Origin of the sequence: Aestuariibius sp. HNIBRBA575 (genome assembly GCF_040932005.1) — a bacterium.
GTDB lineage: Bacteria > Pseudomonadota > Alphaproteobacteria > Rhodobacterales > Rhodobacteraceae > CANLNM01.
The window spans coordinates 2328245-2348194 of the sequence record NZ_CP162414.1; the positions used below are offsets into that span (position 1 = coordinate 2328245).

Here is a 19950-nt window from a genome sequence, read left to right on the forward strand (position 1 = left end):
AATGCAAAAAGCCGGGGCCTAAACCCCGGATTTTCCAATTTAAGATCGTATTTGATCAAGCCACTTAAGCAGCAGCAGCGTTCCGGCTGACCAAAACATCGGTGATTTCACTCGACGCGGCGGCTTCGTCATTGCCAGATACCGCTGCAATTTCGCGCGTCAGACGTTCCAGCGCGGCTTCGTATAACTGACGCTCAGAATAGCTCTGCTCGCGTTGATCATCTGCACGGTGCAAATCACGCACCACTTCGGCAATCGCGATCAGATCACCAGAGTTAATTTTCTGTTCGTATTCTTGCGCACGGCGCGACCACATGGCTTTTTTGACCTTGGCCTTGCCTTTCAGCGTTTTCATGGCATGGGCCACGACATCCGGCGACGACAGACCACGCATGCCAACTTCTTCGGCTTTGTGGGTCGGAACCCGCAGGGTCATTTTGTCTTTTTCGAACGCAATCACAAACATCTCCAGCTCAAAACCGGCGACCTCTTGCGTTTCAATTGACACAACTTGTCCAACACCATGGGCCGGATAGACCACAAAATCGTCGGGCGAAAATTCGTTTTTCTTACTCTTGCTCATCAGAGTCCTTCCTATGGCGTGATCTCTTTAGACGACAAAAAAACCGTCGGGGGCGATGCCTCCGGCAGTGTGTTGCGTCAAAAAGGGGATCAATATTCCAGCAGCATTGAGGGAATCATAGCATAAAAACGCCCCCCCGAAAAGGGCACCCCAAATTTTCGAGGGATGGTAGACGTTTTTCGCTAAGTTTTTCGGCCTATTACACGGCAGAGTTCATTCAACTTTGCCGCGATCTAAATTGGGGGCTCAGCCGCCTTCGCCGGGCGCTTCTGAGAACATCTCCATCTTGCCCTCTTTGCCATCCATTTCTTCTGCGGTTGGCATTGGGTCTTTCTTGGAAATGATAACAGGCCATTTTTCGGAGTATTTCCGATTAAATTCGACCCATTTCTCCATGTCTGGTTCTGTGTCCGGACGGATCGCATCGGCGGGGCATTCGGGTTCGCACACACCGCAATCAATACATTCATCCGGATGGATCACGAGGAAGTTTTCCCCTTCATAGAAGCAATCCACCGGACAGACTTCAACGCAATCGGTGTATTTGCATGCAATGCAGTTTTCGGTGACGACATAGGTCATGGGCGTACTTTCGGCTCGTGTAACGCTCGTTTGCTAGTCCAAGCGGCGCGCACCTGCAAGTCCAGATGCATCAATATCACGTAACTGAGACCGCGCGTTCCGCCGATCCCGGCCTGTAGGGCGCCCTTTTCCTTCGAATTTCGGGTTCAAAGGTTTGCTGTTCTCGCTTGGCTCGGCTTTGGGAGTCAAATCTTCGTATAGCGCCTGCGCTTCGGGGGCAGGTCCGCGACGTTCCCCGATGGCTAAAATTTTGATCACACGGATGATTTTTGCCTGTGGGAACGTCAAAACATCGCCGGGCCCCACAGATCGGGCCGGTTTGGACGCATGTACGCCGTTGACGCGCACTTTTCCGGATGAAATGAGCTTGGCTGACAGGCTGCGGGTTTTGAAAAACCGGGCCTGCCATAGGTATTTATCCAGCCGAATCACCGGGCGCGGCCCAGTTTCGGCCTCCGGCTGGATGTTTAGATCGGGATCTGCCCCCTTTTTAGGCAAAGCAGATTAATCCGCCTTGAAGCCAGCCAAGGCTGCTGCAAACGGATTATCCGGGTCGATCTTTTTCTCTTTGCGTGGTGGGCGGGATTCAAACTTCTGGGCTTTGTTGCCACCTTTGTTTGGTCCACCTTTGCCGCGTTTTCCCCCCTTGGCAGCCTGCGGACGCTGGCCACCCTTCATGTCACGCGGTTTGCGATTGCTTGCTTGCCCTTCACGGCGCGGGGCGCGTTCCTGACGACGCTGACCACCCCAAGTGAAGGTGTAAAACACCTCCATTTCAGGGCCTTCAGCGGTCTCCGCCTTGGCAGCATCTTCTTTGATGATTTCTTTGGCCACTTCTTCTTCGACCTTGGATTCCACCTCTGCGGCGATGTCTTCGGCGGAAATCTCAGCAGGTTTTGCCGCGGCTTTGACCTTTTCACGCTCGCCTTTTTCGGCGTTATAGCCAAGGCCTGACATCAGGTTTGCAAATTGATCCAGCGTCATGCCGGTGATCGACAGCATGTCGGCCGTACCTTCGAAACCAGCACGCGTGTTTTGATCGCGCAGCATATCCGCCAGGCGTTCCAGCATATCGATGCGAATGGCGCGATCGCCTGCGCGACGATAGCCGGACATGGCAAACACCCCCGGTTCCGCATCCACGGATGGCACGGTCACCAAACCCGCTGGTGGGGCTTCGGGGAACTCTTGCAAACCCTTGTTAATGGACCACAAAACCAGACGCAGACGCGTCGGCGCGGGTTTCAGCAACAGCGGCATAAAGATGGTGAACTGGCCAAAGCGAACGCCGTGTTTGCGCAATTGCCCACGGGTTTCTTGATCCAGCGCTTTGACCTCATCGGCCACATCCTGACGTGGAATAATGCCAAAATTTTCTGACAGCCGGAACGCAAAGCCACGCGCTAAAGGCGCCAGCGCTTCGTCTTTGAGCATGTTGAACATCGGCTCATAGGCGGCGGCAATTTTACGATCGATGAAATGCTGCAAACGGCGCTGCACTTTGGTGGCCACGTCTTCGCCAGCTTCGTCATCGACAAAGGCTTCGACCAGCGGCTTCATCGGGTCGGCCCCGGCAACCAATTTCCCAACCGACTGGCTGCCCCACATCAGGCCACCCTGTTCGGTGAAATCAATTTCGGGATCTGGCGCGTTGTAAAACCGATCCGCCCGCAGGTGGAATTCCGGCGCCAAGGCTTGCAACGATGCGGTACGCAGCGTCTTTGCCTCATCGGAGCTGTCCGATTTATCCTGGCGGAACCGAAATCCTTCAAGACGGCCGACAAATTCGCCCTCAACCGTCACTTCACCTTTATCATTCACGTCAGCCACAAGGCTCTCCTTCTGTTTGAGCCGGCGAAGCAAGACAGATGTCCGCCGGTCCACAAATCTTTGGGTCAGCGCGCCATGCAGCGCATCTGACAAGCGGTCTTCTACCGCGCGGGTTGCGTCGCGCCAATGGAATTCGTCTGAAATCCACCCACGACGCTGCGCGACATATGTCCATGTGCGGATATATGCCAATCTTTTCGATAATGTGTCGATATCCCCATCGGTCCGGTCAAGTCGTTTGACGTGTTTGGCCAGCCAATCGTCCGGAATCCGCCCGTTTTCGACAAGGAAACCAAAGATTTCGGACAAAAGCCGAGCATGTTCATGGTGTGAAATGCCGCGAAAGTCCGGAATTCGGCACACATCCCACAGCAAACGAATCGCTGGGCCTTCTTTGGCGCGGGCCGTGATCAGGGGATCTTTGACCAGCGTTTTCAGCGCCATAAGATCATCTGAATCGCGCACGCGCGTCAGAAGCGGGTCATTTGTTTGCTGCTGTAAATCCGCCAACAACCGGTTGATCGACCCGAAATTCAGCCGGGAATTGCGCCATTGCAGTTTTTTGACCGGTTCAAATTGATGTTCGGTGATCGCATCCACAATTTCGTCGTCTAAAATCGGCGCTTCGCCCGTCACGCCAAAGGTGCCATCGTTTAGATACCGCCCGGCCCGACCCGCAATCTGTCCCAATTCCTGCGGCGAAAGGACCCGCATCCGACGGCCATCAAATTTGGTCAGGCCTGAAAACGCCACATGGTCGATATCAAGGTTCAGCCCCATTCCAATCGCATCAGTGGCCACCAGATAATCCACGTCACCATTTTGATAGAGTTCAACCTGCGCATTGCGTGTTCGCGGCGAAAGCGCGCCCATTACCACTGCCGCTCCGCCTTTTTGGCGGCGCAACAATTCAGCAATCGCATAGACATTTTCAACCGAAAACCCAACAATTGCCGCGCGTCCGGGCATGCGACTTATCTTTTTCGAACCTGTATAGGTTAATTTCGAAAAACGATCGCGATACATGAACTGTGCATGAGGCACCAATTGCGCAATCGCGCTGCGCATGGTTTCGGCCCCCATAAACAGGGTTTCCATCGACCCACGTGCATTCAGCAATCGATCCGTAAACACGTGCCCGCGATCGGCGTCGCCACAAAGCTGGATTTCATCAATCGCCAGAAATTCTGGGGCCAACCCCTGGGGCATGGCTTCGACGGTACTGACCCAATATTGGGCGCGGTCGGGAACAATACGTTCTTCGCCAGTGATCAGAGCGACCACATGCGCGCCGCGTTGCGCAACGATGCGATCATAGACTTCGCGTGCCAGCAAACGCAGCGGCAATCCAATGATTCCAGAACGATAGCTGAGCATTCGTTCAATGGCGTAATGGGTTTTACCCGTGTTTGTCGGGCCCAAAACGGCTGTGATTCGAGAAGAGTTCATGGACTGCCTCTGGGCCAAATTTGATGCCTCTAAAGAGGTTCACCGCCCAATAGCAGATCCAGCCTGACAATTGACGAATCCACTTCTGGCAGATGCGGATGAATAGAATCAATCTGACGATAGAGTTCAAGCGCCTCTTCTTGGCGACCAAATTCTTCGAGCATGACGGCAAACCCTGCCATGGCGTAAAAATGCCGTGGATTAAGCACCAAAGTCTGGCGAATATCATCCAGAGCTGGCCCATAATACCCTTGTAAATAATAGGCCGTGGCCCGTGCATTATAGGCGGCTGCAAATTGTGGCGCGTGGTCAATGGCGGCGGTTAAATGCTCAACGGCTGCGGGTAAATTACCGTTGTCGATGGCCTCTTCGCCGCGTTGCAACAGCAAATCAACGGACGGAGACCCGCTTTTGGCCCAGTCGTTTATGATTCGCTCTTGAATGCGCGCCGCCTCCTCAGAATTGGCGGATTGCAGCGCTGCAAACATATCGTCCACACTTTCCCCATACAAAGGTAGGGAAAACCCGACTGACATCAGCCCTGCCGCAACGATACATTTGCCGGAATGTTTAATGGTCGCCATATAACGGAGTGTAACGCATTGTGTGCCAGAGACCAGAGCATACGATTCAAAACCTCGAGAGCGTGAAAGGAAATACGCATGAGCGACGTGATCACCAAGGCCGTTGAGGCCCTAAGCGACAAAATTGGCGGCGATAGCTTTGATGGAAGCGCGAAATTTGTGATCGACGGCGAAGGCGCGATCATGATTGACAGCGACGGTGTGCGCGCATCTGATGATGATGCGGACGTGACCCTGACGGCGGATGCCGACACATTTCAATCAATCCTCGAAGGCGAACTGAACCCGACAGCCGCCTTTATGACCGGAAAGTTGACCGTAGATGGCGACATGGGTCTGGCAATGAAACTTTCGGGCGTACTTGGGTAAACTATGGAAACTGCACCTCTTTTTGATGATGTCGCTGACGGACCCAATGGGGGGGCAGCCCATTGGCTGACCACTGCTGATGGCCTGCGGATACGTGTGGGCCATTGGCATGTCGACAACGCCAAGGGAACGGTTCTGCTGTTTCCGGGGCGGACAGAATATGTCGAAAAATACGGTCGCGCGGCCAAGGAATTGGCTGATCGCGGCTATGCCACCGTGTCGATTGACTGGCGTGGTCAAGGCATTGCTGCGCGGATGCATAACAACCCCGCGCTTGGTCATGTGCAGCAGTTTACGGATTACCAGCATGATGTCGCCGCCGTTTTGGACCATGTACGTGCGTTGAACCTGCCGGAACCCCTGTTTCTACTGGCCCATTCCATGGGGGGTGCGATCGGTTTGCGCGCCGTCATGGAAGGTTTGCCCGTCAAAGCCGCGGCCTTTTCTGCGCCGATGTGGGGCATTGGCCTGTCCGCGTCACTGCGCCCTCTGGCATGGGCGGTTTCCAGCCTGTCCAAGCCACTTGGGTTTTCCAACGCGATTGCCCCGGGGCAAAGCGAACAAACCTATGTAATGCGCGCCCCATTTGATGCCAATTCTCTGACATCGGATCGTGAAATGTATGATTACATGCAATCGCAACTGGCCGCGCATCCTGATCTCGCTCTTGGGGGGCCGACATTGAATTGGCTGAATGAATCCCTGATTGAAACCCGTGATCTGGCCGCCCGCCCTGCCCCGGATCTGCCTTGTATTACGTTCCTTGGCTCGGACGAGGACATCGTCGAAACCGGACGTATCCAATCCAGAATGCAAAACTGGAACAACGGCGAACTGGTGCTGATCGACAAAGGACGCCATGAGGTAATGATGGAAACCCCATCAATCCGCAGTCAGGTTTTCGATCAAACAGCGGCACATTTCGACCGGTTTCACTGATCCCCATATGTGGTGGCTTTCCACGGGCTGACATCCCCCATATGTATGGGGAAAGACAGCCTGAGGAGCTCTTATGACCAAGTCCCCCGTTTTCGACACCAACCTGTCTGGTGGCAAAGATATTGGCGCGCTGCCCGAATGGGATCTGAGCGATTTGTACACAAGCCAGGACGCACCAGAAATGCAGCGCGATCTGGATTGGCTGGAAAAGGCCTGTGGTGAATTTGCCCATGATTACGAAGGCAAATTGGCCGACTTGGATGCCGCGCAACTGCTAGAAGCCGTGCAGCGATACGAAAAAATCGACATGATTGCCGGGCGGATCATGTCTTTTGCGGGTCTGCAATATTACCAAATGACGATGGATGCAGAGCGGGGCAAATTTATGTCCGACGCGCAGGATCGCATCACGGCCTTCACCACACCGATGGTGTTTTACGGCCTGGAATTCAACCGCCTAGAAGACGAACATGTTGAAAACCTGCTGGCGGCAAATGCCGATTTGGCGCGCTACAAACCTGTTTTCGATCGCATGCGGGCGATGCGGCCCTATCAATTGTCCGATGAGTTGGAAAAGTTCCTGCATGATCAATCCGTTGTCGGATCATCGGCCTGGAACAAGTTGTTCGATGAAACCATCGCTGGTTTGGAATTCACCGTGGATGGCGAAGAGCTGAACATCGAAGGCACGCTGAACCTGTTGACCGATCAGGACCGCGACAAACGCGAGGCGGCGACCCATGAACTGACCCGAGTGTTTCGCGACAACATCAAAACCTTTGCCCGTGTGCACAACACATTGACCAAAGAGAAAGAGATCGAAGATCGCTGGCGCGGCATGCCGACCCCGCAATTGGGTCGTCACTTGTCCAACCACGTTGAACCCGAAGTGGTCGACGCGCTGCGCAACGCCGTTGTCGCCGCCTATCCACGTCTGTCGCATCGCTATTATGCGTTGAAAGCCAAATGGTTAGGGCTGGATCGTATGCAGGTTTGGGATCGCAACGCCCCCCTTCCGATGGAAAGCGATCGCTTGGTCAAATGGGACGAAGCCAAAGACACAGTGATGGACGCCTATGGCAGCTTTGATCCACGCATGTCCGACATCGCAGAGCCGTTTTTCACCAAAGGCTGGATCGATGCCGGTGTGAAACCCGGCAAAGCCCCCGGTGCCTTTGCCCATCCAACCGTCAGCGATGTGCACCCTTATGTGATGCTGAACTATCTGGGAAAACCGCGTGATGTCATGACCTTGGCGCACGAGTTGGGCCATGGCGTACATCAGGTTCTGGCCGCCGATCAGGGCGAGTTGCTCAGCTCGACCCCCCTGACACTCGCCGAAACGGCGTCTGTGTTTGGCGAAATGCTGACCTTCCGCAAAATGCTGGACGGTGCCAAAGATAAGGCCGAACGCAAGATCATGCTGGCTGGCAAAGTCGAGGACATGATCAACACCGTTGTGCGCCAAATCGCATTCTATGACTTTGAATGCAAATTGCACGAAGCGCGCGCCGGTGGCGAATTGACCCCGGACGACATCAACGCGTTGTGGATGTCCGTTCAAGCCGAAAGCTTGGGGCCGATCTTCGACTTCACCGACGGGTATGAAACCTTCTGGGCCTATATCCCGCACTTCGTGCATTCGCCGTTTTACGTCTATGCCTATGCCTTTGGTGACGGTCTGGTAAATGCGCTTTATGCGACCTATCAGGACAATCCCGACGGTTTCCAAGACAAATATTTTGATATGCTGCGTGCCGGTGGATCAAAACATCACAAAGAGCTGCTCGCGCCCTTTGGTCTGGATGCGTCGGACCCATCGTTCTGGGACAAAGGTTTGACGATGATTTCCGACATGATCGATGAACTCGAAGCGATGGAAGCATAGCAGAAAAATTCGGGGGGGCGATCACCGCTTTCGCCCCCTATTTCCACCCATGGATCAAAGGCATACTGCATGAAACGCAGGTTTCACTATCTCTCACATTTCGATGTAGAAATTGATCCAGATCGCCCTGTCCCTCTGTGGCGGTTGAATGAAACAGGTCGCAGACGTGCCCAAGCCCTGACACAATCTGGGGTGTTTTCCGCAGTGGACCAAATCCTGTCCAGCGCTGAAACCAAGGCTATCGAAACGGCTGCTATTTTGGCCGCGTCGATCAACTGCCCGATCACCATCCATCCCAAAATGCACGAAAACGATCGTTCCAGTACCGGTTTCCTGCCCGGCCCGGCATTCGAAGCCGCAGCGGACGCCTTCTTTGCGCACCCAAACACCAGTTTTAAAGGCTGGGAAACCGCATGTGACGCGCAAACCCGCATCGTACAGCAAGTGACGGATGCAATTGACCAATTCCCCAAAGCGAAAACGATCTTGTTTGTTGGCCATGGCGCGGTTGGCACATTGCTTTATTGCCATCTAAGCCAGAACCAAATTGACCGCCGTTTCGACCAAACCAGCGGCGGGCATGTCCTGACATGGCATTCTGACGCTGCGCCCACATGTGGCTGGCAACGCGCCGAAAACATCTAAACTGCGCCGCTCCGTAACGTCACCCTTTTTTAGTTCGGTCAGCTTGCCTAGCATCGCCGAATGAATGGGAGTTGCAGAATGCAGGTTTTTGGAAAATGGTTGGGCCGTTTCATTGTTTTCATGGCGATTTTGGTTGCTGGCTTTTTGACATTTGCGCCCGGATTCGTCGAAAAATCGCGAAATCTCGTTGCGGATCATAGCCCTTATACGGTGTCGGTCACGGCGCAGGATTTGCACAATTCATTGGTCATCGGCGATTGGCACGCGGACCCCTTGTTGTGGAAACGCGATCTGACAGAACGGGGAACCCGCGGGCACGTGGACATCCCACGTCTAATCGAAGGCAACGTCGCCATTCAGGTGTTCACCGCCGTCACCAAGAGCCCCGCCGGTCAAAACTATCAAACAAATTCAGCTGATACGCGCGACAACATAACCTTGCTTGCGATCGGTCAAATGTGGCCCCCCCGCACCTGGAGCAGTCTTGCAGAACGTGCGCTGTATCAGGCTGAAAAGCTTCATAATTTTGCCGCGCGTTCGAATGGACAGCTGCGTGTGATCACAACCCGGTCCGAGCTGGATCAATTGCTGATAGACCGCGACGCTGGTCAAAAAATTGTCGGTGGCATTCTTGGAATTGAGGGCGCACATCCCCTCGAAGGGGACATCGCAAATCTAGACCGGCTTGAGGCGTCGGGGTATCGGCTTATTGGGCTTCAGCACTTTTTTGACAATGATGTTGGTGGGTCGTTGCACGGCATCGGCAATCAAGGCCTGACCGATTTTGGCCGCGAAGTCGTTGCACAAATTGTGGAGCGAAATATGATCCTGGATCTTGCGCATTCCAGCCCCCAAGTCGTGCGCGATGTGCTTGAAATCACGGACATTCCGTTGATTGTCAGCCATACGGGCCTGCATTCAGCCTGTCGTGTTCATCGCAATTTTCCAGATGATTTGATGCAAGGTATCGTCGCAACGGGCGGCGTCATCGGCATAGGGTATTGGGCCAATGTCACATGCGATGACAGTCCAGATGGCATCGCACACGTCATCAAATCCGCGATTGACGTGTTAGGTGAGGACCACATTTCACTTGGATCGGATTTCGACGGATCGGTTCCAACCGCAATGGATACATCCGAACTCAGTGCCCTGACGGATTCATTGCTGCGCGCAGGTCTAAGCGAAGCGCAAATCCGCAAAGTCATGGGGGAAAACATGTTGCGCGTGCTGCGCGCCCGACTGGCGCCATAAAAAAGGGCCATCAAAATTGATGACCCAGCGTTCTGGTGGCAACACAGTCAACTCAACGGGGGAATTAGTCCAGTTCCGTCCATGGCCAAGGTTTCACATCGGATGCAGCGGTTAAATAACGTGCGGCTTTGGCGACCCAAATACCGATATCCGTCCCCAAATCAGCCACACGTTCATTAGGCTGTTTGTTGTTCACCAGCAGGATAACCACCTGTAGCAACGCCAAAACCCCGATCGCGGATTGGGCGAACCCCATCATGATCCAAATCACGATCATATGCAGAACCCGTCCAAAAACGTTTTCTTCAATCTCACGTGGACCGTCCGTATTGCGGCTCGGATTTTCGGGCATCACATCATCAAATTCGTTTGGATCAGCCATGGGTGATTCCTTTCATTTGTCCTTACTTTACCCGTCTCTGGCCGCCGCAAAAACCGCATCTATCACCTTCTGCGTGCCTTTCGCCTGTTCAAGTGACCACGCAAATGCCGCTTCGCCACGGATTGCCCGGCCAAAGGCTTCGACTTGCAACACATAGTGATCCACCCCGGGGAAACGTTCGACCCGCAGCCCAAGATCAGGCTGATGCAATTCAATCCGAGCCTCACCATACACATTTGCATTAAACGGAGCAGATAATCGGATGACACCATTTGTGCCATGAAACGTCATTTGCTGATAGGCATGCATCCGCATGGAATTGACCCAATGCGCTGAAAAATCTGGGAATTTCGCAGAAACGCGCGCAATCACGTCGACGCCATTTTCATAAGTGAGGTCAACATGGCTGATCTCAGGCTCTTGGCCGGTGACCCAGCGCGTCGCGCCGTAGGTGTACACCCCGATGTCCCGAATGCCGCCACCCCCCATATCAGCGTTGTGCCGGATATTCTGCGTATCGGCCGAGTTATCAAAGCTAAACGCCCCATCCACATGCGCCAATTTGCCAATCGCCCCGTCCTGCACCAATTGCTGCACACGCTGCCATTGGGGATGATGCACGATCATGTAAGCTTCGCAGGCTTGCAGGCCTGTTTCTTCGCGTTTGGCGATCAAGGCATCGATTTGATCCGCCCTAAGCGCAATTGGTTTTTCACAAAGAACATGTTTGCCCGCATCCATCGCCTTTTGGGTCCATTCCACATGCAAATGGTTGGGCAAAGGGATGTAAACCGCGTCGATCTGGTCAGAATTCAACAGGGCTTCGTAATCTGAAAACACTTGTAAATCAGGTGCAAATGCCTGAAATGGCTCGGCCTTTTCAGGGTTGGAGGTTGCCAATGCAGACAGGCTTGCACCTTCGGCAAAATGGATCGCGCGTGCCATATGTTTGCGCGCGAAGTTCGATGCGCCAAGCACGCCCCAGCGGATGGTATCACTCATTGGTTTCTCCCTGATTTGGCGGGATGTTAGCGCAAACTTCAGCGAGAACAAGCAAAAGCCCCGTCGGGAGGAAACGGGGCCCTTGTCGGGACATACAGATTTTAGGCGTTGGCCATCATTCCGTTTTCACGTGCCAATTCGGTCATGCGTTTTTGCAGTTTTTCAAATGCACGCACTTCGATCTGACGAATGCGTTCGCGGCTGACGCTGTATTGGTTGGACAATTCTTCCAATGTCACAACTTCGTCCTGCAAACGACGTTGGACCAGAATATCCTTTTCACGGTCATTCAGAACCGACATGGATTCCGCCAGCAATTCGCGGCGCGTGTCCAATTCGTCTTTGGCTTCATAATCACCGGCCTGATCCGCGCTCTCATCTTCGAGCCAATCCTGCCATTGCGTCGCACTTTCGCCGTCCGAACCAACCATCGCGTTCAGTGACGCATCCCCACCAGACAAACGGCGGTTCATCGACACAACTTCGGTTTCGGTCACACCCAGATCTGTCGCGATTTTTGCAACGTTTTCAGGGCGCAGATCGCCGTCTTCCATGGCGCCAAGGCGGTTTTTCGCTTTGCGCAGATTAAAGAACAGCTTTTTCTGGGCTGATGTCGTGCCCAATTTCACCAAGCTCCAGGACCGCAGCACATATTCCTGAATGGATGCACGGATCCACCACATGGCATAGGTCGCCAAACGGAACCCTTTTTCTGGGTCGAACCGTTTCACAGCCTGCATCAGGCCGACATTCGCCTCAGAAATCACCTCGGCTTGGGGCAAGCCGTAACCACGATAGCCCATGGCGATTTTCGCAGCCAAACGCAGGTGCGATGTGACCAATTGGTGGGCTGCATCACTGTCTTCGCGATCAACCCATGCTTTGGCCAGCATGTATTCCTGTTCTGGTTCCAACATAGGAAACCGGCGGATTTCCTGAAGATAACGATTCAGTCCCTGTTCCGGTGACGGGGCTGGCAAATTCTTATATGTACTCATCTCTATGTCCCTCCCTATGTTTATCGGGTTAACATCTATTTGGTGGCGCTAACGACTATTTCAAGACCGTTTAGTTTACTTTTCTTTATTATCTATGAATGCGCGGCGATGAAATGAAAAGCCACGTTTCCGTGCGCTCACGCACATGCGACGCGCTGAAACAAAGAGAGTTGCCCCTCTTGAAATAGAAATTCGGTGTTGGAATTAGGTTTTGGCCTGCGGACGCGCCTGCAGGGCGGCCACCAGATCGGCCATATCTTGGGGCATGGGGGCCTCAAAGCTGAGATGGTCGCCAGAAACCGGGTGTTCAAACCCCAAAGTTGCCGCATGCAGAGCCTGTCGCGGGAAATTGCGCGCGGCCACAGCCCCGGCTTCGCCCGCCACTTTGACGTTCAGTTTACGTTTGCCACCATAAACCGGATCCCCAATCAAACTGTGCCCACAATGGGCCATATGTACGCGAATTTGGTGGGTGCGGCCGGTTTCCAGCCAACATTCGATCAAAGCCGCCACACCGAAATCTTCCATGATACGGGCGCGTGTGACAGCGTGACGACCATTGTGCCAAACAACCTGCTGTTTCTGGCGGTCATGTTTATGGCGCGCCAGATGGGTCTGAATTTTCAGGATATTTGCCGATTCAAAGCTGGTCCCTCGGATGCCGCGCAGGCGCGGATCATAGGCGTCTGGCACACCATAACACACGGCATGGTAATGGCGGATCACAGTGTGAGCTTCGAATTGGGCCGCCAGCCCATGATGGGCGCGATCCGATTTGGCCGAGACCAGCAACCCGGTCGTTTCTTTGTCGATCCGATGCACGATCCCGGGGCGTTTGGACCCACCAACCCCTGACAGGCTGTCACCGCAATGATGGATCAGCGCGTTTACCAACGTGCCACCGGGCGTGCCGGGTGCGGGATGCACCACCATGCCGGACGGCTTATTGATCACAATCAGATCGTCATCCTCAAACACCACATCCAGTGGGATGTCTTCGGGGCCGATATGGCTTTCTTCGGCGGTATCCACCTGCACTTGGATCGCGTCATCCTCGTCCAACTTGGCCCGTGCATCGGTCACAACAACGCCATTCACCGTCACCGCCCCGGCTTCGATCAATTTCGCCAAACGGGACCGGCTGAGGGATGCCTGTTCTGGCACATCCCGCGAAAGCGCCTTATCAAGACGTTTGGGCGGGTCCGCCTGAATGGTAAATGACACGAAAGTAGTGCCCATGAACGAAGCTCCTGAAGAAATCGACCTGCCGCCGCAACTGACCTATCTCAGGCGGCTTGTGACGGCGATGTCGGTTGTGATGATCACCGGGTTCTTAGTCTTGATTGTCTCGCTTGTCATCCGTTTGAATCGCGATCCGTTGCCTTTGCCAGAACAAATCACCCTGCCCGCCGGGATTTCCCCCGTGGCATTCACCCAGGGCGAGGATTGGTTTGCCGTGGTCACGTCGGATGATCACATCCTGATCTATGATCGCCTGACTGGTAAACTGCGCCAAGACGTTTTGGTTGCGCCCGCACAATAAGGGCGCCCCATCCGCAGTTCGAAATATCAGGTAACCGTCCCCAAGTGGGAAATGGTACCGCCTCCCCGGCTTGAACGGGGGACCCCTGGTTCCACAAACCAGTGCTCTAACCAACTGAGCTAAGGCGGCACTGGCGCGGAATTACCGTCTGATTCCACCAATTGCAAGACCTGATCTGACATTCCTTTGTTACAAGTCTTGCCAATTGGCCCCTGGCCGCGCTATCGAACCGCCTTATCAGACCATGAGGGCCAAAATGAGCATCAATACAGAACGCGATATCGAAGCGAATATGCAAATCGGACCGACCGATCAGGGCATGGTGCGAATCTTTATTCAGGCAGGTGATCTCGAAATTCCGATGGATTTCGATCCCGAAGAGGCTGATGAAATCGCTGAAGAGATCAAAGCCGCGGCCATGGCCGCCGGTGCCGTCGCTAAGAAGAACGGCTAAATCCCGGATCGCGCGCTGCATGGGCCCTAAGGGCGGCGTGGCGCGCAAATTTCTGCACCATGACCTTACGGCGTGCGGGGGCCAGTTTGTCCTCTGGCGCCATGCGCAGAATCTCTGCACCATATTGATCGCCAATGATCAATCCTGTGCCTTCGGGCAGCAATTCCACCGGAAAATCCTGATCCACGGCCCAGAAAAACCGGTCACACCATTCCAAATAATTGTGCCATTTATTGTCAGACTGAAAATCCGCGCGGCTGGATTTGCATTCGATCACCCAAATTTCGCCTTTGGGACCTAATCCCATAACATCAACGCGCAATCCGGATGTGGGCACCAATTCCTCGACCGATACAAAATTATGATCCAGCAAATGCCGGCACACACCACGCGCCAGCAATTGACCCGGCATTAAGTCTTGTTTGATGTCTGTTTCTAGCTCACCCATATCCAAGACATGAACGAAAGGTGAACAAAATTCAAGCAATTGATCACATCATCCAAAACAAATCTGCGTCAGCAGTTTTTGTCGCCCCTTGTAACGGCGCGCGACAAACGCTACCTCAACAGACGGCGGGCTTCTGCTCTTCTCGTATCAATGGTGTACGTTCCAGTGGCCTTAAGCAAATCCGAGGGAGCTGGCTCTGTTCTGGTCCAGGCCTGATTATCTGGCGCCCACCTGTACATACAGGTCCTCGGGAATATAAACACCAACGGCTGCTGCGGTTCCCGCCACCTTACCCCAGCCTTTAGCGTCGATTGCCCAGCTGGCGATCAACCTTTGAATTTTGTTTGGCCATCGCGGGCACCGGGATAGGGGCGCCCAGATGGGTTGGAATAGATTTGCCACGTCCGCCCCGATCATCATCCGATTTCTGCGCCATCCCCATAATTGCAATTGCAAATTGCACCCCAGAAAACACAATCCCGTTGAACACCCACAACATTATGACCGCGATCGTTCCGCCAGATGTGTGACTGACCAAATGCCACAGATTGGCGACATTCAGATACATCAACGCGCCAACAAACGCTGCGGAAATTGCAAATCCGGTCAGCACTTGGCGAATATAAAGCTGGATCAGTTTTGGCATCGAAATCGAACCTTTCCGAGATACATTTGACATGAAACATATCTCAGCCATTCAGCAGCAAAAGGGTTAATCTTTCGATAAGCCTAGTCTTTTCGCCGCACCTTACGCATCAAACGGCGGTTTACACGCACGGCTTCGTCCAGAACCGTCCCAAATCGCCAGCCTTTTAGATATAAATAGCCCGACCCGCCGCCGATACTGGCCCCAATCACGTCGACAATCAGGTCCCACATTGTATCCATCAGGCCCGATTTCTGCATGTTCAAGCCAAACGCCAAATCCATCAAAAATTCAAAGATTTCCCAAACGGCCCCGATGCTGACGGCGATGCAAAACCCGATAAACCCCATGGCAATCGGTGGGGCTGCGTAGTCTTCGCCTTCGAAAATGAGCAGGGCAAACAGAAACCCCGCCAGACCGAACCCCATCGCAGATCCACCATGCAGCAGCACGTCCCACCACGGATACCGTTCATAAAAATCAAAGACTTCGCCCAGAAAAAGCGACGCGAACAAGAACACAACAATCGCAGCAAAGAAGCTGGCAGGCAGATGCACATGCAAACGCCGCACCAATATCAAAGGTGCAATTGACAGGCCCAACGTGACCAAAGACACAAAGGCGACGCTCCAGCGTTGCTGGGTCACGCTTAACAATATCGCAGCGACAAGCACGGCCCAAATCAGCCAGACCAGAACGGGTTGATGTGAACGTAACATGCCCGAAACATAGGTTTTACGCCCCCCTGGCGCAATCGTCACAATGACACAGGCCCAAGGGTTTGCTAGAATCAAAGCATGACTTTTTCTTTGAAAATAGCCAGTTACAACATTCGAAAATGTATCGGCACCGATCGGCGCAGACGACCGATGCGGGTGTTAGAGGTGATCAAAGACCTGAGCGCCGATATCGTTATTTTGCAAGAAGCAGATCGTCGGCTTGGTGCGCGTCCATCGGCCATTCCGATGGGGCGGATCACAGCCCAAACCGGGCTGCGCGCCTTGTCTGTGGCGGCCAACGATGTGTCTCTGGGCTGGCATGGCAACGCGGTATTGATGGCAGACGCTGTCACGATGCAAGACGTGCAATTGCTCGACCTGCCGGGATTAGAGCCGCGGGGGGCGGCGATATTGGATTTGCACCTGCATGGGCAGGATTTCAGGCTGGTCGCAACACATCTGGGCCTGATGCGGCGCTATCGGCATCAACAATTGCGCCATATTTTAGATGCATTGGCGACCCTGCCACCCTGCCCCACGTTGATTGCGGGGGACTTTAACGAATGGTCAGATCACAAAGGGTTCGAAATTCTGGATCAGGATTTTGATATCCTGTCACCGGGGCGATCCTATCATGCATCCCGGCCCATCGCCGCGCTGGATAAAATCGCCTATTCAAACGATTGGCAGGTTTTAGAGGGGGGTGTGGTGCAACACGGGTTGGCCCGCATTGCATCAGATCATTTGCCCATTTGGGCGCAGTTGGCAGTGACTGCCACCTTAGCGGATTAAAACGCTTCTGGGCGGGCTTCGCGGGCCATGTGATCCAGCACCGCATTGACGAACTTAGATTCTTTGCCATCGGGGAAAAAGGCCGTGCAGACATCCATAAACTCAACGATCACCACTTTGGGTGGCGTGGTTGAATGGGTCAGTTCGGCACCAGCCGCGCGAAACAAGGCGCGCAAAGTGGGATCAATCCGGGCAATCGGCCATTTCGCAACCAAAGCACGGTCGGTCATTTGGTCAATTTCAGCCTGATAATTCACAGCATCATCCACGGTTTTGCGGAAATGTTTGCTATCGCCTTCGATCATTTCGTCGCCTTCATAGATGGCGCCGAAACGGTGGTTTTCAAATTCTACCAGAATATGTTCGACGGTCTGGCCCGAGGCCTCCATCTGAAAAAGCGCCTGAACGGAATAAAGCCGGGCGGCGCTGCGCATTTTGCGTTTGTCGTTGTTAGATAGGGTCATGCGGTGGTTTTGCCATCTGTGTTGCCAGCAAGCAGGATGTCAGCGTTAAAGCCCACCCGTTTTTGCGAAGCGCCCCATTTACGAGAGAGTGCGATCAGGTGCAAGGCCGCAGCGGCCGCGCCGCCACCTTTGTTTTGATCAGCAGGGTCCGCGCGCACCTCTGCTTGGGTCTGGTTTTCAACCGTCAGGATGCCATTGCCGATGCACAGCCCCTGCAAGCCCAGCAGCTGGATCGCGCGGGAACTGTCGTTGCACACCGTGTCATAATGGGTGGTTTCGCCCCGGATGACACAGCCCAGCGCCACATAGCCATCAAAGTTGGACATACGTTCGGCAATGCCAATGGCGGTGGGGATTTCCAACGCGCCGGGCACTTCGACCACTTCATAGGTACCGCCCGCCGCTTCGATTTCGGCCTTGGCGCCGGTGATCATATTGTCGGCGATGTCTTTGTAATAGGGGGACACAACGATCAGCACTTTGACCGGTTTGTCGAATTCTGGGCGGGGAATGATGTAATGTGATGCGCCAGCCATTATCCAAGCTCCGAAATTTTCTGAGTGCCAACAATTTCCAACCCATAGGCATCCAGACCCACAATTTTGGGTTTGGGCGAATTGGTCAACAACGTGATCTGGTGCAGGTTCAGCGAACTCAGGATCTGCGCGCCCAGACCATATTGGCGCAGCGTTTTAGGGGACACTTCGTCGCTGACATCCAGCTTCATGGCGGTGTCACGCAGCAAAACGACCACGCCACGCCCCGCATCGGCAACAGCCTGCATCGCATGGCCAAATTCAGCAGCCCGCCCACGTGGGCCAGTGCCCACAACGTCCAGCATCGGGTCCATTGAATGCATGCGCACCAGAACCGGTTCATCGCCGGAAATGTCGCCTTTGGTCAGGACGATATGTTCGTCGCCATGGGTTTCATCCGCATAAATCCGCATGTTCCATTCGCCACCAAATTCGGATTGAATGGTTTCAGTCGACTGAATTTTCACCAGATTATCATGCCGACGACGATAGGCGATCAGATCAGAAATCGTCCCAATTTTCAGCCCATGCAATTGCGCAAAGCTGATCAGGTCCGGCAAACGCGCCATGGACCCGTCTTCTTTCATGATTTCACAGATCACGCCGGATGGGTTCAGGCCAGCAAGACGGGAAATATCGGTGGCCGCTTCGGTATGACCTGCGCGCACCAACACGCCGCCATCACGCGCACGCAGCGGGAAAACGTGGCCGGGCGTGGCAATGTCAGCGGCATCTTTGGATGCATCAATGGCCACGGCTACGGTGCGGGCGCGGTCATGGGCGGAAATGCCGGTGGACACGCCTTCGCGTGCTTCGATGGATACGGTGAATGCGGTTTCGTGACGCGATGAATTCATCGTCGACATCAAAGGCAGGCCCAGCGCATCAATCCGCGCACTTGGTAGCGTCAAGCAAATCAGGCCACGACCATGTTTGGCCATAAAATTGATCGCATCAGGCGTCGCCATTTGGGCGGGGATCACCAGATCGCCTTCGTTTTCGCGGGATTCATGATCCACCAGCACAAACATACGACCATTGCGCGCATCTTCGATGATATCCTCAATCGCAGAAATCGCATCTGAATAATCCTGTTCGACAGGACCGGGTGTTTCGTATTGTTGGTTCATGACTATCCCCTAGAGGCCCCAATCGCACCCCGACCAACGAGGCTCTTGGCAGATAGACGTTTGCGACGCTGTTGGAAAGGGGGGCGATGCAGGATTTCGCGCGAATACCCTTATGTTATTTGGTCAATTCAAAGTAACGATCAGACGTAAAGAAGCCCGCCATTTTGCCCGCAACGGCCCATTCCCGTTCAAAATGCGTGTCGCCAATCATCAGATACGCATCCCCAATGGCGCCCCGATCGCGCAGCGCGGCCACGATCATGTCACGTGACTGCGCCCAACCGGCATGGGCCCGCGGTGCTGAATGGGCGGCGTCCAGATTGGCCAACGTCCTGACATCTTTGGTGGAATGAGGATGCTGCACCAGAGCCACGCGATCCGTATCAACCAAGCCCGCCAATTTATCCGCATGTAATGTGGGCAAACGGTCGCCCTGTCGGATCAACCGCAATGCATTTGTCGAAAACAAGAACCCGATCACATCCCGCCCTGTGCTGGCCCGCACAGAGGCATAGGTTTTGTAGGGCAACCCAAGCTCACGCGCGCGTTTGACCCGGTTGCGCAGAATTTCGATGGGCAGTTTGGGCAGCAAATCCGCCCGCGCTTTGGTCCAGCTGTGTTTGCGCCAGCTGACGCCTGCATCCAGAGCGGGGCCATTGTTATGGCCGATTCCAAAAGGGTCTGAGGTCTGTTTCATTCATAGAATGAACGTG

General features: G+C 54.1%; 24 protein-coding genes and 1 tRNA gene. 8 read left to right on the forward strand and 17 right to left on the reverse strand.

Going from position 1 to position 19950, the window contains the following annotated elements:
- Window positions 1-64: 64 nt before the first annotated feature.
- From AB1F12_RS11750 to AB1F12_RS11770, 5 genes are all read right to left on the reverse strand, one after another.
- Window positions 65-583: a CarD family transcriptional regulator gene (locus tag AB1F12_RS11750; protein WP_368184550.1), complete on the reverse strand. Its 519-nt coding sequence runs from the start codon at window positions 581-583 to the stop codon at window positions 65-67.
- 246 nt (window positions 584-829) lie between these two features.
- A complete protein-coding gene (fdxA, locus tag AB1F12_RS11755) occupies window positions 830-1165 on the reverse strand; it encodes a ferredoxin FdxA (RefSeq protein ID WP_368184551.1) in 336 nt (111 codons plus the stop codon).
- A gap of 33 nt (window positions 1166-1198) precedes the next feature.
- Complete coding sequence (locus AB1F12_RS11760; protein ID WP_368188361.1) at window positions 1199-1597, reverse strand: RNA-binding S4 domain-containing protein; 399 nt, start codon at window positions 1595-1597, stop codon at window positions 1199-1201.
- Window positions 1598-1669: 72 nt separating this feature from the next.
- Entirely contained in the window at window positions 1670-4444 is a 2775-nt protein-coding gene (locus tag AB1F12_RS11765; RefSeq protein WP_368184552.1) for a helicase-related protein, read from the reverse strand.
- Between the two features lie 29 nt (window positions 4445-4473).
- Window positions 4474-5028 (reverse strand): tetratricopeptide repeat protein, encoded by a 555-nt coding sequence (locus AB1F12_RS11770; protein ID WP_368184553.1) that lies wholly within the window; start codon window positions 5026-5028, stop codon window positions 4474-4476.
- 78 nt (window positions 5029-5106) lie between these two features.
- Between AB1F12_RS11770 and AB1F12_RS11775 the strand changes: the two genes are divergently transcribed.
- The 5 genes from AB1F12_RS11775 to AB1F12_RS11795 all read left to right on the forward strand — a co-directional run bounded on the left by AB1F12_RS11775 (window position 5107) and on the right by AB1F12_RS11795 (window position 10123).
- Complete coding sequence (locus tag AB1F12_RS11775) at window positions 5107-5397, forward strand: SCP2 sterol-binding domain-containing protein (RefSeq protein WP_368184555.1); 291 nt, start codon at window positions 5107-5109, stop codon at window positions 5395-5397.
- A 3-nt stretch (window positions 5398-5400) separates the two neighbouring features.
- Window positions 5401-6336 (forward strand): alpha/beta fold hydrolase, encoded by a 936-nt coding sequence (locus tag AB1F12_RS11780; protein WP_368184556.1) that lies wholly within the window; start codon window positions 5401-5403, stop codon window positions 6334-6336.
- Between the two features lie 73 nt (window positions 6337-6409).
- Entirely contained in the window at window positions 6410-8224 is a 1815-nt protein-coding gene (locus tag AB1F12_RS11785) for a M3 family oligoendopeptidase (protein WP_368184558.1), read from the forward strand.
- Between the two features lie 69 nt (window positions 8225-8293).
- Complete coding sequence (locus AB1F12_RS11790) at window positions 8294-8869, forward strand: histidine phosphatase family protein (RefSeq protein ID WP_368184559.1); 576 nt, start codon at window positions 8294-8296, stop codon at window positions 8867-8869.
- 78 nt (window positions 8870-8947) lie between these two features.
- A complete protein-coding gene (locus AB1F12_RS11795; RefSeq protein WP_368184561.1) occupies window positions 8948-10123 on the forward strand; it encodes a dipeptidase in 1176 nt (391 codons plus the stop codon).
- A gap of 64 nt (window positions 10124-10187) precedes the next feature.
- On the opposite strand, the gene AB1F12_RS11800 is transcribed toward AB1F12_RS11795, so the two are convergent.
- From AB1F12_RS11800 to AB1F12_RS11815, 4 genes are all read right to left on the reverse strand, one after another.
- Window positions 10188-10505: a DUF4389 domain-containing protein gene (locus AB1F12_RS11800; RefSeq protein WP_368184562.1), complete on the reverse strand. Its 318-nt coding sequence runs from the start codon at window positions 10503-10505 to the stop codon at window positions 10188-10190.
- A 27-nt stretch (window positions 10506-10532) separates the two neighbouring features.
- Entirely contained in the window at window positions 10533-11507 is a 975-nt protein-coding gene (locus AB1F12_RS11805) for a Gfo/Idh/MocA family protein (RefSeq protein ID WP_368184563.1), read from the reverse strand.
- 101 nt (window positions 11508-11608) lie between these two features.
- Entirely contained in the window at window positions 11609-12505 is an 897-nt protein-coding gene (rpoH, locus tag AB1F12_RS11810) for an RNA polymerase sigma factor RpoH (RefSeq protein ID WP_368184564.1), read from the reverse strand.
- Window positions 12506-12709: 204 nt separating this feature from the next.
- Window positions 12710-13744: an RluA family pseudouridine synthase gene (locus AB1F12_RS11815; protein WP_368184566.1), complete on the reverse strand. Its 1035-nt coding sequence runs from the start codon at window positions 13742-13744 to the stop codon at window positions 12710-12712.
- Here AB1F12_RS11815 and AB1F12_RS11820 point away from each other — a divergent pair.
- Window positions 13743-14048, forward strand: coding sequence for a DUF6476 family protein (locus AB1F12_RS11820; protein ID WP_368184568.1), 306 nt, complete (start codon window positions 13743-13745; stop codon window positions 14046-14048). The two genes, AB1F12_RS11815 and AB1F12_RS11820, sit on opposite strands and share 2 nt — an antisense overlap.
- Window positions 14049-14100: 52 nt before the next feature.
- Here AB1F12_RS11820 and AB1F12_RS11825 read toward each other — a convergent pair.
- Window positions 14101-14177, reverse strand: a tRNA-His gene (locus AB1F12_RS11825).
- Between the two features lie 127 nt (window positions 14178-14304).
- On the opposite strand from AB1F12_RS11825, the gene AB1F12_RS11830 reads away from it, so the two are divergent.
- Window positions 14305-14502 (forward strand): DUF6324 family protein, encoded by a 198-nt coding sequence (locus tag AB1F12_RS11830; RefSeq protein WP_368184570.1) that lies wholly within the window; start codon window positions 14305-14307, stop codon window positions 14500-14502.
- Here the strand turns inward: AB1F12_RS11830 and AB1F12_RS11835 are convergent.
- The 3 genes from AB1F12_RS11835 to AB1F12_RS11845 form a co-directional block, all read right to left on the reverse strand.
- Window positions 14486-14950 (reverse strand): MmcB family DNA repair protein, encoded by a 465-nt coding sequence (locus tag AB1F12_RS11835; protein ID WP_368184572.1) that lies wholly within the window; start codon window positions 14948-14950, stop codon window positions 14486-14488. The two genes, AB1F12_RS11830 and AB1F12_RS11835, sit on opposite strands and share 17 nt — an antisense overlap.
- Before the next feature lie 301 nt (window positions 14951-15251).
- A complete protein-coding gene (locus AB1F12_RS11840) occupies window positions 15252-15596 on the reverse strand; it encodes a hypothetical protein (RefSeq protein ID WP_368184574.1) in 345 nt (114 codons plus the stop codon).
- A gap of 83 nt (window positions 15597-15679) precedes the next feature.
- A complete protein-coding gene (locus tag AB1F12_RS11845; protein ID WP_368184575.1) occupies window positions 15680-16315 on the reverse strand; it encodes a hypothetical protein in 636 nt (211 codons plus the stop codon).
- A 78-nt stretch (window positions 16316-16393) separates the two neighbouring features.
- Here AB1F12_RS11845 and AB1F12_RS11850 point away from each other — a divergent pair, with 78 nt between their 5' ends.
- Window positions 16394-17107 carry an endonuclease/exonuclease/phosphatase family protein gene (locus AB1F12_RS11850; protein WP_368184577.1) on the forward strand — a complete coding sequence of 238 codons (714 nt, stop codon included), beginning with the start codon at window positions 16394-16396 and terminating at the stop codon, window positions 17105-17107.
- Here the strand turns inward: AB1F12_RS11850 and nusB are convergent.
- From nusB to AB1F12_RS11870, 4 genes are all read right to left on the reverse strand, one after another.
- On the reverse strand, window positions 17104-17571 hold the full coding sequence (nusB, locus tag AB1F12_RS11855; RefSeq protein ID WP_368184578.1) for a transcription antitermination factor NusB: 468 nt from the start codon (window positions 17569-17571) through the stop codon (window positions 17104-17106). The two genes, AB1F12_RS11850 and nusB, sit on opposite strands and share 4 nt — an antisense overlap.
- On the reverse strand, window positions 17568-18107 hold the full coding sequence (locus AB1F12_RS11860; protein ID WP_368184580.1) for a 6,7-dimethyl-8-ribityllumazine synthase: 540 nt from the start codon (window positions 18105-18107) through the stop codon (window positions 17568-17570). The genes nusB and AB1F12_RS11860 overlap by 4 nt, the downstream gene beginning before the upstream one ends.
- The gene (gene ribB, locus AB1F12_RS11865; protein ID WP_368184582.1) at window positions 18107-19237 is read right to left on the reverse strand and encodes a 3,4-dihydroxy-2-butanone-4-phosphate synthase; all 1131 of its coding nucleotides are present in this window, start codon (window positions 19235-19237) and stop codon (window positions 18107-18109) included. Before ribB ends, AB1F12_RS11860 begins: the two co-directional genes overlap by 1 nt.
- A gap of 115 nt (window positions 19238-19352) precedes the next feature.
- On the reverse strand, window positions 19353-19934 hold the full coding sequence (locus AB1F12_RS11870; RefSeq protein ID WP_368184583.1) for a hypothetical protein: 582 nt from the start codon (window positions 19932-19934) through the stop codon (window positions 19353-19355).
- Window positions 19935-19950 lie beyond the last annotated feature (16 nt).